This is a genomic window from Mycobacterium sp. 852002-51152_SCH6134967 (assembly GCF_001667105.1).
Taxonomy (GTDB): Bacteria; Actinomycetota; Actinomycetes; order Mycobacteriales; family Mycobacteriaceae; genus Mycobacterium; species Mycobacterium neumannii_A.
The window spans coordinates 53476-68201 of record NZ_LZIK01000006.1; the positions used below are offsets into that span (position 1 = coordinate 53476).

At 68.3% G+C, this 14726-nt stretch carries 16 protein-coding genes and 1 tRNA gene; 6 read left to right on the top strand and 11 right to left on the bottom strand.

What is annotated here, in order from left to right; genetic code table 11:
- Positions 1 to 37: 37 nt before the first annotated feature.
- From A5790_RS01020 to A5790_RS01040, 5 genes are all read left to right on the top strand, one after another.
- A tRNA-Arg gene (locus tag A5790_RS01020) sits at positions 38 to 110 on the top strand.
- A gap of 37 nt (positions 111 to 147) precedes the next feature.
- Positions 148 to 900: an acyl-[acyl-carrier-protein] thioesterase gene (locus A5790_RS01025; protein ID WP_066840708.1), complete on the top strand. Its 753-nt coding sequence runs from the start codon at positions 148 to 150 to the stop codon at positions 898 to 900.
- Between the two features lie 92 nt (positions 901 to 992).
- Positions 993 to 2396 (top strand): PE-PPE domain-containing protein, encoded by a 1404-nt coding sequence (locus A5790_RS01030; RefSeq protein ID WP_231987566.1) that lies wholly within the window; start codon positions 993 to 995, stop codon positions 2394 to 2396.
- 111 nt (positions 2397 to 2507) lie between these two features.
- On the top strand, positions 2508 to 2843 hold the full coding sequence (locus tag A5790_RS01035; protein WP_066840821.1) for a hypothetical protein: 336 nt from the start codon (positions 2508 to 2510) through the stop codon (positions 2841 to 2843).
- Positions 2844 to 2872: 29 nt separating this feature from the next.
- Positions 2873 to 3625: an enoyl-CoA hydratase gene (locus A5790_RS01040; protein WP_066840712.1), complete on the top strand. Its 753-nt coding sequence runs from the start codon at positions 2873 to 2875 to the stop codon at positions 3623 to 3625.
- Position 3626: 1 nt separating this feature from the next.
- Here the strand turns inward: A5790_RS01040 and A5790_RS01045 are convergent, their stop codons facing one another.
- From A5790_RS01045 to A5790_RS01085, 9 genes are all read right to left on the bottom strand, one after another.
- Positions 3627 to 4007: a YchJ family protein gene (locus tag A5790_RS01045; RefSeq protein ID WP_066840823.1), complete on the bottom strand. Its 381-nt coding sequence runs from the start codon at positions 4005 to 4007 to the stop codon at positions 3627 to 3629.
- Positions 4008 to 4024: 17 nt separating this feature from the next.
- Positions 4025 to 5197, bottom strand: a complete 1173-nt coding sequence (locus tag A5790_RS01050) for a dihydrolipoamide acetyltransferase family protein (RefSeq protein ID WP_066840714.1) — start codon at positions 5195 to 5197, stop codon at positions 4025 to 4027.
- Positions 5194 to 6225, bottom strand: a complete 1032-nt coding sequence (locus A5790_RS01055; RefSeq protein WP_369829754.1) for an alpha-ketoacid dehydrogenase subunit beta — start codon at positions 6223 to 6225, stop codon at positions 5194 to 5196. The genes A5790_RS01050 and A5790_RS01055 overlap by 4 nt, the downstream gene beginning before the upstream one ends.
- 28 nt (positions 6226 to 6253) lie before the next feature.
- Entirely contained in the window at positions 6254 to 7363 is a 1110-nt protein-coding gene (pdhA, locus tag A5790_RS01060) for a pyruvate dehydrogenase (acetyl-transferring) E1 component subunit alpha (protein ID WP_066840718.1), read from the bottom strand.
- Positions 7364 to 7463: 100 nt separating this feature from the next.
- Complete coding sequence (locus tag A5790_RS01065; protein ID WP_066840720.1) at positions 7464 to 8279, bottom strand: CoA ester lyase; 816 nt, start codon at positions 8277 to 8279, stop codon at positions 7464 to 7466.
- On the bottom strand, positions 8279 to 8803 hold the full coding sequence (locus A5790_RS01070) for a MaoC family dehydratase (protein ID WP_369829752.1): 525 nt from the start codon (positions 8801 to 8803) through the stop codon (positions 8279 to 8281). The genes A5790_RS01065 and A5790_RS01070 overlap by 1 nt, the downstream gene beginning before the upstream one ends.
- Positions 8800 to 9963, bottom strand: a complete 1164-nt coding sequence (locus A5790_RS01075) for an acyl-CoA dehydrogenase family protein (protein ID WP_066840722.1) — start codon at positions 9961 to 9963, stop codon at positions 8800 to 8802. The genes A5790_RS01070 and A5790_RS01075 overlap by 4 nt, the downstream gene beginning before the upstream one ends.
- Positions 9960 to 11954: an acetyl/propionyl/methylcrotonyl-CoA carboxylase subunit alpha gene (locus tag A5790_RS01080; RefSeq protein WP_066840724.1), complete on the bottom strand. Its 1995-nt coding sequence runs from the start codon at positions 11952 to 11954 to the stop codon at positions 9960 to 9962. The genes A5790_RS01075 and A5790_RS01080 overlap by 4 nt, the downstream gene beginning before the upstream one ends.
- Positions 11955 to 11958: 4 nt before the next feature.
- Positions 11959 to 13509 (bottom strand): carboxyl transferase domain-containing protein, encoded by a 1551-nt coding sequence (locus A5790_RS01085; RefSeq protein WP_066840727.1) that lies wholly within the window; start codon positions 13507 to 13509, stop codon positions 11959 to 11961.
- A 91-nt stretch (positions 13510 to 13600) separates the two neighbouring features.
- Between A5790_RS01085 and A5790_RS01090 the strand changes: the two genes are divergently transcribed.
- Positions 13601 to 14233, top strand: a complete 633-nt coding sequence (locus A5790_RS01090) for a TetR/AcrR family transcriptional regulator (protein WP_066840729.1) — start codon at positions 13601 to 13603, stop codon at positions 14231 to 14233.
- A gap of 27 nt (positions 14234 to 14260) precedes the next feature.
- On the opposite strand, the gene A5790_RS25910 is transcribed toward A5790_RS01090, so the two are convergent.
- Positions 14261 to 14416, bottom strand: a complete 156-nt coding sequence (locus A5790_RS25910) for a DUF6131 family protein (RefSeq protein ID WP_094286318.1) — start codon at positions 14414 to 14416, stop codon at positions 14261 to 14263.
- Between the two features lie 33 nt (positions 14417 to 14449).
- Positions 14450 to 14659, bottom strand: coding sequence for a hypothetical protein (locus A5790_RS01095; RefSeq protein ID WP_064396951.1), 210 nt, complete (start codon positions 14657 to 14659; stop codon positions 14450 to 14452).
- Between the last annotated feature and the right edge of the window lie 67 nt (positions 14660 to 14726).

Here is a 14726-nt window from a genome sequence, read left to right on the forward strand (position 1 = left end):
GAGCCTGCAGGCCCTGGCGATAGACTCTCGTGGCGTTGCCCCCGTAGCTCAGCGGATAGAGCAGCCGCCTTCTAAGCGGCTGGTCGCAGGTTCGATCCCTGCCGGGGGCGCTCATCGCCGGATTTCGGTCCGGACATACTTGACCCGATGCCGACCAACGACCTCGAGCACCGGCTGAGCCCGCTGCCGGACACGGGATACGTCTATCGCACAGCGTGGCGGGTGGCCACGGGCGACATTGACGGCGACCTGCACCTGCGCCTCGACGGCGTTGCGCGCTACATCCAGGAGGTCGGGGCCGAGAACCTCGTCGACGCCGGCGAGGCCGACGACCACCCCCATTGGCTCGTCCAACGCACGGTCATCGATGTGATCGAGCCGATCGAGTTCCCCAACGAGATCTCGTTCAGCCGATGGTGCTCTGCACTGTCCACCCGGTGGTGCACGATGCGCGTCGACCTGGTGGGCAGCGACGGCGGCCGCATCGAGACCGAGGGCTTCTGGATCGCCATCAACAGCAAGACCCTTACGCCCCAGCGCGCCTCGGACACCCTGATCGCCCGGTTCGCCACCACCACCGACGAGCTCCGGCTGAAGTGGCGGCCCTGGCTGACCAACCTTGACGACGCCGACGAGGTGGTGCCGTTCCCGCTGCGTCGCACCGACATCGACATCTTCGAGCACGTCACCAACACCGCTTACTGGCATGCCATCCACGAGGTGATGGCGCACGTCCCCGACGTCTGCCGCGCCCCCTACCGAGCGGTGGTCGAATACCGCAGGCCGATTCGCTACGGCGAGGACGTCACCATTCGCTGGGCGCGGCGCGGCGACAGCGTGCAGATCGCGTTGACCGTCGACGACGACGTCCGCGCCGCCGCTCTGATCGCCAAGCTGTAACCCTTCGCGTACTATCACGCCAAGCGTTGATGTTTGCTGCGCATGGGGTGGGAGGGCGAAGGTTGGCCGCTTCGGGCAAAAGGTGGACGCGGTTGGCGACGGGCGTGGCCGCCGCGGGGGTCGCTACCTGTGTCGTCGGCCTCGCGGCCACCCAGCCGGCCTCCATTGCCTCGACGGTGGTCGATCTGACCGCCCTCATCGTCGTGGGCAGCTCGACGAACCCGACTGGGGCGGGCGTGGCGGAGTTCTTCGGCGGGAAGTTCGACACTCCCCGGTACACGGACTACCACGGCGGCGGCGACGTCGTCTACGTCGACTTCCGCACCGGTCCTGGCGGCATCGAGCAGGCCCTGCGCGACCACGCCGGCGAACACAACGCGGTATTGGCGTCCGGCTGGGGCGCGGCGAACGCCAGTTTGCTGCTCCTGCGGAATCGGACGGATCTGAAGGACACCGTCTTCATCCTCGACAACGACGTGGCGCGGCCCGACGGCGGCTTCGGCACCCGATATCCGTGGTTCGCGCTGATCGGGGTGAACCCGATCCCGACCCCGAGCAACGTGCCCGCGCTGCGCGTCGTCAACACCGGCTACGAGTACGACTACAACTCCAACGCCCCGGCCGACGTGCTGAACCCCGTCGCCGCGGTCAACTCTCTGGTCGGCTACCTCTACACCCGGCTCAACCAGTCCGAGCGCGAACTCCCGGTGGACGCCGAGGGCCAGCCCACCGTTCACTGCGACGCCAACACCTGCGCGATCCTCGCGACCGGGGGCGTCCTGGACTGTCCGGACGCGCAGTGCAGCGCTCCCCCCGGCGACCGGATCACGGCCTATGTGACCGAGAGGGGCAACACCACCTACGTCACCTACACCGCCGAAGAGCTTCCACTGACCCGGCTGATCCGCGACGTCTTCGGCGACCAGCTCGCCGAGCTCACCGGGCCGGTGCTGAAGCTGGCCGTCGACTCGGCCTACTACGGCGGCAATCCGATCCCCCGGGATCCGAGCGCCTACCGCCCGGCCCGGATCGCTCCCCCGCCCGACGAGTTGTTGGCCACGGCGGTGAAGGTCCCCGGCGCGATCCTGCAGGGTCTTTCGGCGGCGTCCTCGCCGCGGCCGACAGTGCAACCCGAAACGGCGGTCGAGCAGGAGACGACGGTGGACCCGGAGCCGACGGTCGAACCGGAGACGACGCAACGGCGGACCGACTCCAACACTCTGGCCAACGCGCAGACGACTCGACCGACCGGCGCGGGCGACCCGGATACCGCGCAGAAGCGCCGACCACAGCTCAACGTGCTGCGCGACAGCGTGCGAGCCCTGCCGGGCAAGCTCCGCGACAGCTTCGGCCCGAAACGCGTTCAGCGGCATGATGATTCCGCTGTCACCGGCCCGGCGCTCGGCACCGCAGACGATGCTGAAAACGACGCCGCGGGCGGCAACGCCGGTGCACCCGGTGAGGGCGCGAAGGCGGGGGCCGACGCCGCCGCCTGACGGCCCTGGTCCACCGGTCGGGCGATATCTCCCTGGTGGCAGTGCCCGGTCGATAGACTCAGCGGCGTGAACTCGAGGCGCGGGATCGCCGCCGCGGTGTGGGCAGGCGCGATGGCCATCGCGCTTGCCCTGCCCGCGTATGCCGCGCCCCCGCCCAGCTACGGCAGCAACGGCGTCTTCAACGTCACCACGAACCCGCGACCGGGCTGGACCACGGCCTCCATCGAACCCGGCCGCTACCGGGTGGACCAGGCGCCCAGCATGTTTCCGTACCAGAGCGCACCGGGCTTCTGGTACCGCTGCCATGGCTTCCCTTGCAGCCCCAGCTATCCCGGAAACCTGATCGCCTCGGGCGGCGCGATCCGCGACGTCCCGACCTTCGTCGACATCCTGCCCAGCGATGTCGCGGTGGCCCTGCACAACGTCACGCTCACCGTCGCCAACTGACGGCGCACGCGGGTCACTAGGCTGAGCCGGTGACTGATCCGGTACTGATCCACATCGAGGACCGCGTCGCCGTCCTCACCGTCAACGACCCGGAGCGCCGCAACGCGGTCACGTTCGAGATGTCCGCTGCGCTGCGCGAAGCCGTGGACGCGGCCGAGGCCAACCCGGATGTGCACGCGGTCATCGTCACCGGCGCGGGCAAGGCGTTCTGCGCGGGCGCGGACCTCAGCGCGCTCGGTTCGGCGACCGAGGACGGGCTGCGCAAGATCTACGACGGCTTCCTCGCCGTCGCCAACTGCGCGCTGCCCACCATCGCAGCGGTGAACGGCGCCGCCGTCGGCGCCGGGCTGAACCTGGCCCTTGCGGCCGACGTGCGGATCGCCGGGCCGGCCGCCCTGTTCGACCCGCGCTTTCAGAAGTTGGGCATCCATCCCGGCGGCGGCGCGACCTGGATGCTGCAGCGAGCGGTCGGTCCGCAGGCCGCTCGCGCGTCGCTGCTGTTCGGCATGCGGTTCGACGCCGAAGCCGCGGTCCGCTACGGCCTGGCGCTCGAGGTCGCCGACGACGCCGTGACCGCCGCGAAGGAGCTGGCCAACGGACCGGCCGGGGCGCCGCGGGAGGTGGTGCTCGCGACCAAGGCGTCGATGCGGGCGACGGCCAACCCCGGCGTCGTCGACGTCGAGCAGCACCGCATCGCGGTCGACACCGAACTCGGCCCGCAGGCCACCTCGATCCTGTCCCCCGAGTTCCAGCAGCGGCTGGCGGCCGCACAACGCAAATGAGTCACACGCGGTCGACGTAGAACCAGCGGCCCGCGCGGCGCTCGAACCGGCTGCGTTCACGCATCGACCCTGGCCGGCCCGAGTGAATGTAGCGGGCCGTGAACTCGACCTGGCCGTGCTGGTCGGCTTGGCTGCCCGCGACCACATCGCTGATTTCGAGCCCGGTCCACGCTATCTCGCGGTCGAGTGAGACGTCGGGTGGCCGCGTCCGCGGGTGCCACGTCGTAAAGAGGTAGTCCGCAACACCTTTGGCGAACGCGCTGTAGCGCGAACGCATCAGCTCCTCGGCCGTCGCCGCGACGCGCGCACCGTCGTGCAGCGCTTCGCAGCATGCGGAATACCCGTTCCCGCTGCCGCACGGACACTCATCGTCTTGCACCATGGCAGAGATCATGCCCGCTACAGATCGAGTAGCGCTGTCTCCGGTGCTTCGATCAGATCGCGCAGTTCGCACAGGAACGTCGCCACCTGCGCACCGTCGGCGATGCGGTGGTCGAACGCGCAGGTGAGGTTCATCGTCGGGCGCGCGACGACGGCGTCGTCGACCACGACGGCACGCGGTTTGAGCGAGCCGACGCCGAGGATGGCGGCTTCGGGGTAGTTGATGACGGGCACTCCGTCGTCGAGGCCGAGCGCGCCGAAGTTCGACACCGTGAACGTCGAGCCCTGCAGCTCGGTCGGTTTCAGCGTGCCCGCGCGTGCGTTGCGGATGAGCCGGGCCACCTCGGCCGCGAGTTGGCGGGTGGTCTTGAGGTGCGCATCGCTGACGACGGGCACCAACAGGCCGCGCGGCGCGGCGACACCGAACCCGAGGTGTACGGCCGAATGCAGGTGGATCTGAGCACCGCCGGTGGTGTCGACCCACGTGGCGTTCAGGTTGGGGTGGTGTCGCAGTGCGATGGTCAGCAGTCGCAGCGTGAGCACGAACGGCGTGATCGGCGCGTCCTCGTCGGCACGGTCGCGCAGCCCATCGCGCAGCCGCAGCAGGTTGGTCCCGTCCACCTGCACGGCGGTGTGTGCGTCGGGAATCTGCCTGCGCGACATGGTCATCCGCCGAGCCATCTCGGCGTGCACACCGCTCACCGTCACCATGTCGGGGCTGGGGGCGGACCGGCCCGCCGCGGCGAGCACGTCCTCGCGGGTGATGACACCGTCGGGGCCGGAGCCCGTCAGCGCCGCCAGATCCACGTTCAGCTCCGCGGCCAGCTTGCGCACCGGCGGCTTGGCGCGGACGCGGTGCGGCGGCGCCGTCGCTCGCCTGCTGTGGTCCATCGCCGCGTCGGCGCCGTAGCCGACGAGTACGGGTTTGCGCTTCTCTGCGGGCGGTTCGGCCTCGGTCGCGATGCGCACCAACGTCGCGCCGACCGCCAGCGTCTCGCCTTCGCCGCCGCCGAGTTCGACCACGCGGCCCGCGTACGGGCTGGGGATCTCGACCTCGGCCTTGTTGGTCTCGACGGTGCACAGCGTCTGGTTGAGTTCGACATCGTCGCCGACCGCGACGCTCCACTCTGTGATCGTCGCGTCCTCGAGTCCCTCGCCGAGGTCGGGCACCAAGAAGTCCATCACTGTCATGGCTGCTCCAACGTTCGTTCGACGCAGTCGAGCAGACGGTCGACCCCTGGCAACCACAACTTCTCGAGACGCGCAGGCGGATATGGGGTGTCGAACCCGGTCGCCCGCAGCACCGGGGCCTCCAGGTCGTAGAACAGCTCCTCTGCGATGCGTGCCGCCAGTTCGGCGCCGAAGCCCAGCGTGCGGGGTCCCTCGTGCATCACGACGACCCGGCCGGTGCGCCGCACCGACTCCGAAACCGCCTCGAAGTCCAGTGGATTGAGCGTACGCAGGTCGATCACCTCGAGGCTCCAGCCGTGGTGCTCGGCGGCGATGTCCGCCGCGCTCAGCGCCGTGGCTACCAGCGGACCGTAGGTGAGCACGGTGACGTCGGCGCCGGGGCGTCGAATCGCTGCCCGACCCAGAGGAAGACCGGGGGTCGAGGTGTCGGCGGGTTCGCGTGCCCAGTACCGGCGTTTGGGCTCGAGGTAGATGACCGGGTCGCGGCTGGTGATCGACTGCCGCAGCAGCCAATACGCATCCGATGGTGTCGAGGGCACGACGACCTTCAGGCCCGCGGTGTGTAGCCAGTGGGTCTCGGTCGACTCGGAATGGTGTTCGACCGCGCCGATTCCACCGAACGAGGGGATGCGGATCGTGACCGGCATGTCGATGTCGCCGCGTGTGCGCGTCCGGTATTTCGCCAAGTGGCTGACGATCTGGTCGAAGGCCGGGGCGGCGAAGCCGTCGAACTGGATCTCGGGCACCGGAATCAGGCCGCGAAGGGCCATGCCGATCGCGATTCCGACGATCGCCGATTCGGCCAGCGGCGTGTCGAAACACCGCTGGGCGCCGAAGGTTTCGGCCAGGCCCTCGGTGACCCGGAAGACACCGCCGAGGGTCGCGACGTCCTCGCCGAAAACCAGCACCCGGTCGTCGGAGGCCATCTCGTCGTGCAGTGCGCGGTTGATGGCCTGCGCCATGGTCAGAGTCGGTACGGCCGGCATCGCGGTCATCAGCGGCTCGGGAGGTTCGTCCTCGCCGAACATCGACGGACGCTCGATGATCTGCGTCATGTCACGCCTCCTTCGCGAGTTCGGCGGCGAGTTGCTCGCGTTGGGCGGCGAGGTCCGGCGTGATGTCGTGGTACACCGCGTCGAACACCGCGGTGACGTCGAAGTCCTCGGCCCCGACGACCGCGTCGCGGAGTTCGGCGCGCAGTCGTTTCGATCTGGCCCTGACCCGCTCCTCGAGCCGTTCGGTCCACACCCCGGTCGACTGCAGATACGTTCGGAAGCGCGCGATCGGGTCGCGGGCCGCCCACTGCTGCACCTCTTCGGGGCTGCGGTACCGGTTCGGGTCGTCGGAGGTGGTGTGCGGGCCCATCCGATAGGTGACGGCCTCGATGAGCGTCGGACCGCCACCTTCGCGGGCCCGCTGCGCGGCCTCGGCGGTGACGGCGAAGCACGCGAGCACGTCGTTGCCGTCGACGCGGACCCCCGACATTCCGTAGCCGATTGCGCGATGGGCAATGGACGGCCCCGCCATCTGCTGGTGAACCGGCACCGAGATCGCCCACTGGTTGTTCTGGACGAAGAACACGCACGGCGCCCGGTACACCGCGGCGAAGTTCAGCGCCTCGTGGACGTCGCCCGTGCTGGTGGCCCCGTCGCCGACGAACGCCAGCGTCACCGAGTCCTCGCCCAAGCGTTCGGCCGCCATCGCCGCGCCGACCGCGTGCAGACCGTGGGTGCCGATCGGGATCGCGATCGGGGCGACGCACTTGTCGGTGAAGCCCAGTCCGCCGTGCCATTTCCCTCGCCACACGGCGGCGATCTGCGCCGGGGCGATGCCGCGCACCAGGAAGGCGCCGATCTCGCGGTACTGCGGGAACAGCCAGTCGGTCTTGCGCAGGCACGCCGCGGCGCCGATCTGCGCGGCCTCCTGGCCGCGACAGGACGCGAACAGCGCCAGCTCACCTTGACGCTGCAGGTTGACGAATTCGACGTCGAGGTCGCGCGTGACGACCATCGACTCGTAGAGCCAGGCGAGGGTCTCGGGCGGAAGGTCTCTGCGGTATCGGGTGGCCCTGTCCGAGGTGGTCGACGTCCCGTCCGGGGCGACCAGTTGTATGGGCTCCATCTCGACGTCGAGCGACTCGAGGGGTGCCGAAGCCAACCCTGCCATACCGCCTCCTAGGGTCACTGGCGGCGGATCGCGCCGTCAGGCGACTGAGGTGCTCAGCACAGAGGCGGGGAGAACAGACCCTCCGGTGGGAGGCTGTCGGCTAGTCGCCGGGGTGGGGCGCTAGCGCGACGATGCGCTCTGCTCGCCGCAGTACTGGGGCATCCACCATTATGCCCTCGAACTGGAAAACGCCCCGGGCATCGCGGGCCGCGGCCAGCACGTGTCGCGCCCACTGCACCTGCTCGGGCGTCGGTGTGTAGCCCTCGCGGATCACCGCGACCTGGGACGGATGGATCGCGACCTTCACGTCGAAGCCCACCGCGACCGCATCGTCGACCTCACCGCGCAGACCGTCGAGGTCTCGGATGTCGAGGTACACCGAATCCAGCGCGAGCCGACCGTAGGCCTTGGCCGACAGCAGCGTCTGCGATCGCACGTGGCGCGCCACCTCGCGGTAGCTGCCGTCGGGATACCGGTTCGCGGTGCCGCCGGTGACCGCGAAGAGGTCCTCGGCCCCCCACATCAGCGCGACCGTGTTGTCCATGCGCGCCAGCTCCGTGACGGCCAGCGCTCCTAGCGGTGTCTCGATCAGCACCACGACGTTGCGCGGCGCCAGATCGCGCACCTGCTGCGGGTCCTCGGTCTTGGCGAGCATGACGGTGGTGTAGTCGGTCTTCGCGAGCGCCTCGAGGTCGAGCGGATGGTCGGCCGTGGCGGCGGGGTTGACGCGCACCACGGTCCGGTCCGGGTCCAGGCGCGTCTCGATCAGTGCCGCGCGGGCGGCTTCGCGATCCTTGGCGGCAACACCGTCCTCGAGGTCGAGGATCACGACATCGGCTGCGGCTGCGGCCTTCTCGAACCGCTCCGGGCGGTCGGCCGGACAAAACAGCCAGGCGGGTCCCGTCGCGAGCGCCACTACGCGTCACCCTCCGGTCGCTTGCGCACCATGGTCTTTCGCGACGCGGTGGCCACGATGTCGCCATGCTGGTTGCGGCCTACGTGTGAGAACGTCACGATGCCTTCACCGGGGCGGCTCTTGGACTCGCGCTTCTCGAGCACCTCGGACTCCGCGTACAGCGTGTCACCGTGGAAAAGCGGCTTCGGGAAGCCGATTTCGCCGAATCCAAGGTTGCCGACGATGGTGCCCTGCGTCAGCTGGGTGACCGACAGCCCGACGAGGGTCGACAGCGTGAACATCGAGTTGACGAGCCGCTGGTTGAACGGCGGCAAGGCATCCGAGAACGCGGCGTCCAGGTGCAGTGCCTGGGTGTTCATCGTCAACGTGGTGAACAAGACGTTGTCTGCCTCGGTGATGGTGCGTCCGGGCCGGTGCTGGTACAGCACGCCGGTCTCGAACTCCTCGTACCACAGCCCGCGCTGGACGATAATTTTCCCGCCGCCCCGCCCGCTAATCCTCTTCTCACCCTGTTCTCCGCTCACAGGCCCAGCTCCCGCCCGATTAGCATCAACTGCACTTCCGTTGTGCCTTCACCGATTTCGAGGATTTTGCTGTCGCGGTAGTGCCGGGCGACGGAGTATTCGTTCATGAAGCCGTAGCCGCCGAAGATCTGGGTGGCGTCGCGGGCGTTGTCCATCGCGGCCTCACTGGCCACCATCTTGGCGATGGACGCCGCCTTCTTGAACGGCTTGCCGGCCAGCATCAGCGCGGCGGCGTCGTAGTAGGCCGTGCGGGCGACGTGTGCCCGCGCCTCCATGCGCGCGATCTTGAAGGCGATCGCCTGATAGCTGCCGATCGCGGCGCCGAAGGCCTCGCGTTCCTTGGCGTACTTGACCGATTCGTCGACACACCCCTGGGCGGCGCCGACCGACAGCGCGGCGATCGCGATGCGGCCCTCGTCGAGGATGCGAAGGAAGTTGGCATAGCCCCGGCCGCGCTCACCGAGCAGGTTCTCCTCCGGCACGCGCACGTCGTCGAAGCTCAACGGGTGAGTGTCGCTGGCGTTCCAACCCACCTTGCTGTACGCCGGTTCGGCGGTGAACCCGTCGATGGGCACCGGAACCAGAATCGAGGAGATCTCCTTCTTGCCATCGGGTTTCTCGCCCGTGACGGCGGTGACGGTGACCAGCTTCGTGATGTCGGTGCCCGAGTTGGTGATGAACTGCTTGGAACCGTTGATGACCCAGTGGCCGTCGTCGAGACGGGCGGTGGTCTTGGTGGCGCCGGCATCGCTGCCGCCGCCGGCCTCGGTGAGGCCGAACGCACCGAGCGCCTTACCGCTCGCCAACAGCGGCAGCCACTCCTGCCTCTGCTGCTCGCTGCCGAACCGGTACACCGGCATCGCACCCAGCGACACCCCCGCCTCGAGCGTGATCGCCACGCTCTGGTCGACCTTGCCGAGTTCCTCCAGCGCCAGGCACAGCGCGAAGTAGTCGCCGCCCATGCCGCCGTACTCCTCGGGGAACGGCAGGCCGAACAGTCCCATGTCGGCCATGCCCGCGACGACCTCGTACGGGAACGAGTGTTCCTCGTCGTGTTTGGCGGAGACGGGCGCCACCACGCTCTGGGCGAAGTCGCGGACCGTCTTGGCCAGTTGTTCGTAATGATCGGGAAGTGTCCCGGTAGCTAGAAAATCAGTCATGCTTCTTCCTTCTCGACGATGGGGTCCGCGATGACCTTCGCCAGCGGTTGCCCCACCTTGACCTGATCGCCTTCGGCGACAAGGAGTTCCACCACGCCGTCGACGGGCGCGCTCAGGGCGTGTTCCATCTTCATGGCCTCGACCGTCACGACCACGCTGCCCGTCGTCACCCGATCGCCGTCGGCCACCCCCACGGCCACTACGGAACCCGGCATCGGGCTGGTCAGCTCGGCGTCGCCGCTGTGCGCGTCGTCGGGTCGCACCGGCGCTTCGCGCACCTCGTCGACAGCAAGCGTGCGGCCCCCACCCGCCAGCCAGATCCGGTGGTCGTCGGCGACCACTACGTAGTCCGTGACGATCCCGTCGAAGGTGACCGCCAGCCGGTCGCCTGCCAGTGACACCGCCAGCGACCGCGATGGGCCATCCTCGATCGCCGCACCACCCGCCGACGGTGTGCCGGTGAGGTGGACGTGGTCGACACGCTCACCGGACTGCAGCCGATACGTCGTCGGCGCATGGCGGCCCATCCGCCAGCCCGAGGGGACCGCCCACAGATCACCGATGGGTTGCGGCCACGAGCGCAGCCACCGATACGCCGCGGCGGCGACCAGGTCGGCGTCCTCGGCGGTCGCCGGATGAAAGTCCGGGCTGCGACGATCCAGCAGGCCGGTGTCGAGACGGCCCGCCGCGACGTCGGGATCGGCGAGCAGGAACCGCAGGAACTCGACGTTGGTGGTGACCCCTAAAACCGCGGTGTGCGCCAACGCCCGGTCCAGCGCCCGCAGGGCAGCCGGCCGGTCGTCGGCATGCGCGATGATCTTCGACAGCATCGGGTCGTAGTCGCTGCCGATCACCGAACCCGCAGCCAGCCCCGAGTCGACCCGGATGCCGGGGCCTTCTGGCTCGGCTAGGCCCAGCACGGTGCCGCCGGTGGGCAGGAACCCGTGTCCCGGGTCTTCGGCGTAAACCCGCGCCTCGATCGCGTGGCCGGTCATCAAGATGTCGTCCTGCGCGATCGCCAGCTTCTCCCCCGCGGCGATCCGCACTTGTTGCTCGACGAGATCGATCCCGGTGACCATCTCGGTGACCGGATGCTCGACCTGCAGCCGGGTGTTCATCTCCATGAAAAAGAACTCGTCGGGCCGGTCGGCGGACACGATGAACTCGACGGTGCCCGCACCGGTGTAGTCGACGCTGCGCGCAGTATCGCACGCCGCCGCACCGATTCGCGCCCGCGTCGCCGCGTCCAGCAGTGGCGACGGCGCCTCCTCGATGACCTTCTGATGCCGGCGCTGCAGGGAGCATTCGCGTTCACCGAGATGGACGACGTTGCCGTAACCGTCGGCGAGGACCTGCACCTCGATGTGGCGCGGGTTCAGCACGAACCGCTCGAGAAACAGTGTGTCGTCGCCGAACGCGGCGGCCGCCTCCCGGCGCGCGCTGGCCAGGGCGCCCGCCAACTCGGCCGGCTCGTGCACGACGCGCATACCTTTGCCGCCACCGCCGGCCGAGGGTTTCACCAGCACGGGGAAACCGACCTCGGCGGCGCCGGCGACGAGATCGCCGTCGGACAGGCCGGGACGCGAAACTCCGGGTACCACCGGAACCCCGAACGCCGACACCGCCGCCTTGGCCGCGATCTTGTCGCCCATGGTCTGGATGGCGCCGACCGGCGGGCCGATGAACACTATTCCCGCGTCCTGGAGTGCAGCGGCGAATTGCGCGTTCTCCGAGAGGAATCCGTAACCCGGATGCACGGCCTGGGCACCGGTGCGCCGGGCCGCTGAGAGTACGGCGTCGATGTCGAGGTAGCTCTGTCTGGCCGGCGGCGGTCCGATGCGGACTGCGACGTCGGCTTCCGCGACATGGCGGGCACCCGCATCGGCGTCGCTGAACACCGCGACCGATCGGATGCCCATGGCGCGCAGCGTGCGGATGACGCGGACCGCGATCTCGCCTCGGTTGGCGACAAGGACGGTATCGAAGTTCATGTCCTCACATCCGGAACACGCCGTAGGAGATGGACTCGAGCGGTGCCTGACCGACCGCCGAGAGTGCCAGTCCGAGAACCGTTCTGGTGTCGGCGGGGTCGATCACCCCGTCATCCCACAGCCGGGCCGTCGAATAGTACGGATTGCCCTGGTGCTCGTACTGCGCGCGTATCGGCGCCTTGAAGTTCTCCTCCTCCTCGGCGGTCATCTCGCCGCGCACGGTCGCCAGCACCGATGCGGCCTGCTCGCCGCCCATCACCGAGATGCGGGCGTTGGGCCACATCCACAGGAACCGCGGCGAATACGCGCGCCCGCACATCGAGTAGTTGCCCGCCCCGTAGGAGCCGCCGATGACCACGGTCAGCTTCGGCACCCGCGCGCAGGCCACCGCGGTGACCATCTTCGCGCCGTGCTTGGCGATACCGCCTGCCTCGTAGTCGCGGCCGACCATGAACCCGGAGATGTTCTGCAGAAACACCAGAGGGGTGTTGCGCTTATCGCACAGCTCGATGAAATGGGCTCCCTTGAGCGCTGACTCGCCGAACAGCACGCCGTTGTTGGCGATGATGCCGACCGGATGTCCGTGGATTCGGGCGAATCCGGTGACCAGGGTGCTGCCGTATTCGGCCTTGAACTCGGCGAATTCACCACCGTCGACGATGCGGGTGACGACCTCGTGTACGTCGTAGGGAACGCGCGAGTCCACCGGCACCACGTCGTAGAGTTCGTGTTGATCGGCCACCGGGTCCACGGTCGGCCGAACATCCCAGGGCAGCGGCTCACGGGGGCCGAGCGTGGCGACGATGCGCCGCACGATGCGCAGGGCGTCGCGGTCGTCGTGCGCCAAATGGTCTGTCACGCCGGAGGTTTTCGAATGCAGGTCGCCCCCGCCCAGTTCCTCGGCGGTGACCACCTCGCCCGTCGCCGCCTTCACCAACGGTGGGCCGCCGAGGAAGATCGTGCCCTGGTTGCGCACGATCACGGCTTCGTCGCTCATCGCGGGCACGTATGCGCCACCGGCGGTGCAGGATCCGAGCACCGCGGCGATCTGCGCAATCCCCTGGGCGCTCAGGTTGGCTTGGTTGTAGAAGATGCGGCCGAAATGATCACGATCGGGGAACACCTCGTCCTGTCGCGGCAGGAACGCGCCGCCGGAGTCGACGAGATAGATGCACGGCAGCCGGTTCTGGCCCGCGACTTCCTGGGCCCGCAGGTGCTTCTTGACGGTGATCGGATAGTAGGTGCCGCCCTTGACGGTCGCGTCGTTGGCGACGATCACACATTCGCGTCCCGACACGCGACCGATTCCGGTGATCATGCCGGCACCGGGACACTCGTCGTCGTACATGCCGTCGGCGGCAAGCGGCGACAGTTCGAGGAACGGGCTGCCCGGGTCCAGCAGGCCGTCGACGCGGTCGCGCGGCAACAGCTTGCCGCGGCTGACGTGACGCTCGCGGGCGCGCTCTGAACCCCCGAGGGCCGCCGCGGCGAGCTTGGAACGCAATTCGTCGACCAGCGCGAGGTGCTCCTCGCGATGTGAAGGCCGCGATGCCATCGGAAAACCCGTTCGTTGAGTTAATGACGAATAACTGGTGGTATGTTAGTCACGATTAACTCCAGATGTCTACAGGCGGGCGGGAGGCGCGGTGTCTTCAACTCCGATCCCCGAGGTGCCCGCGGCCACCAGGCGCAGCAAGGCGAAGTCGGATCGGCGATCCCAGTTGATCGCCGCGGCCGAACGCCTAGTTGCGGAACGCGGCTACCTGGCGGTGCGACTGGAGGATATCGGCGCCGCGGCCGGTGTCAGCGGTCCGGCGATCTATCGGCACTTCCCGAATAAGGAAGCGTTGTTGGTCGAGTTGCTGGTCGGGATCAGCACCCGCCTGCTGGCCGGCGCCACCGAGGTCGTCGCACGCGCCGACGATCCCGCGTCGGCGCTGGAGGGCCTGATCGACTTCCATCTGGACTTCGCCCTCGGGGAGTCCGACCTGATCCGCATCCAGGATCGCGATCTCGCGAACCTGCCCCCCACAGCCAAACGTCAGGTGCGTCGCGCGCAACGGCAGTACGTCGAGATCTGGGTCGATGTGCTTCGGCGGTTGGACGAGTCGCTGGCGGAGGCCGATGCCCGGTTGATGGCCCACGCGACGTTCGGGCTGTTGAACTCCACGCCGCACGCCCTCAAGCCGAGCGCCACAAAAACGGCCGAGGCCAGACCGCGATCCGTCTTGAAAGCGATGACGGTCGCGGCGCTGACCTCGGCCGCGCGGGACGCTTAAGCGCCTAGCCCGTTAGTGCCGGGCCCGTTAGTACCAGGCGCGTCTGCCTCCGACGGGACGGCCCATGGACCCCAGAATCCAGAACACCGCTCCGATGACCATGAGGATGATGCCGATGGTCCAGAGGATGTTGATTCCGAAGATCAGTCCGAGGATGAGGAGAATCGCTCCGAGGATGATCATTAGCATTCCTTTCGAATTGGCAAGTGCCAGTTGTCACTGGCTGGGTTCTGGCAGGTTGCAGGCTTCAACCGTGGGGTTGACGCCCGCGTAGTTCAGCGGACCGGCCACCACTGTCAAAGCGATGCTTCCCGCTGTCGCGCAATTGGTTTCACTGGTTTCGAAATAGCCGCGCTGGTAGGCGGCGAAGGCACCGATCAGCAACCAGACAAGCACCAAAACGCCGAGAATTCCGCCACCTCGCATGCTGCGCCTCCTTTGTCGCGCCGGATCGGCGTGTGCGAAGCGTTTACCCGGCAGACAATTTCGGTAA

Bases quoted from the DNA above. Each gene is read 5' to 3' on its own strand.
- A5790_RS01025 (WP_066840708.1), top strand. From the start codon at position 148: ATGCCGACCAACGACCTCGAGCACCGGCTGAGCCCGCTGCCGGACACG.
- A5790_RS01035 (WP_066840821.1), top strand. From the start codon at position 2,508: ATGGCCATCGCGCTTGCCCTGCCCGCGTATGCCGCGCCCCCGCCCAGC.
- A5790_RS01045 (WP_066840823.1), bottom strand. From the start codon at position 4,007: ATGGTGCAAGACGATGAGTGTCCGTGCGGCAGCGGGAACGGGTATTCC.
- A5790_RS01050 (WP_066840714.1), bottom strand. From the start codon at position 5,197: ATGACAGTGATGGACTTCTTGGTGCCCGACCTCGGCGAGGGACTCGAG.
- A5790_RS01055 (WP_369829754.1), bottom strand. From the start codon at position 6,225: ATGTTCGGCGAGGACGAACCTCCCGAGCCGCTGATGACCGCGATGCCG.
- pdhA (WP_066840718.1), bottom strand. From the start codon at position 7,363: ATGGCAGGGTTGGCTTCGGCACCCCTCGAGTCGCTCGACGTCGAGATG.
- A5790_RS01075 (WP_066840722.1), bottom strand. From the start codon at position 9,963: ATGACTGATTTTCTAGCTACCGGGACACTTCCCGATCATTACGAACAA.
- A5790_RS01080 (WP_066840724.1), bottom strand. From the start codon at position 11,954: ATGAACTTCGATACCGTCCTTGTCGCCAACCGAGGCGAGATCGCGGTC.
- A5790_RS01085 (WP_066840727.1), bottom strand. From the start codon at position 13,509: ATGGCATCGCGGCCTTCACATCGCGAGGAGCACCTCGCGCTGGTCGAC.
- A5790_RS25910 (WP_094286318.1), bottom strand. From the start codon at position 14,416: ATGATCATCCTCGGAGCGATTCTCCTCATCCTCGGACTGATCTTCGGA.
- A5790_RS01095 (WP_064396951.1), bottom strand. From the start codon at position 14,659: ATGCGAGGTGGCGGAATTCTCGGCGTTTTGGTGCTTGTCTGGTTGCTG.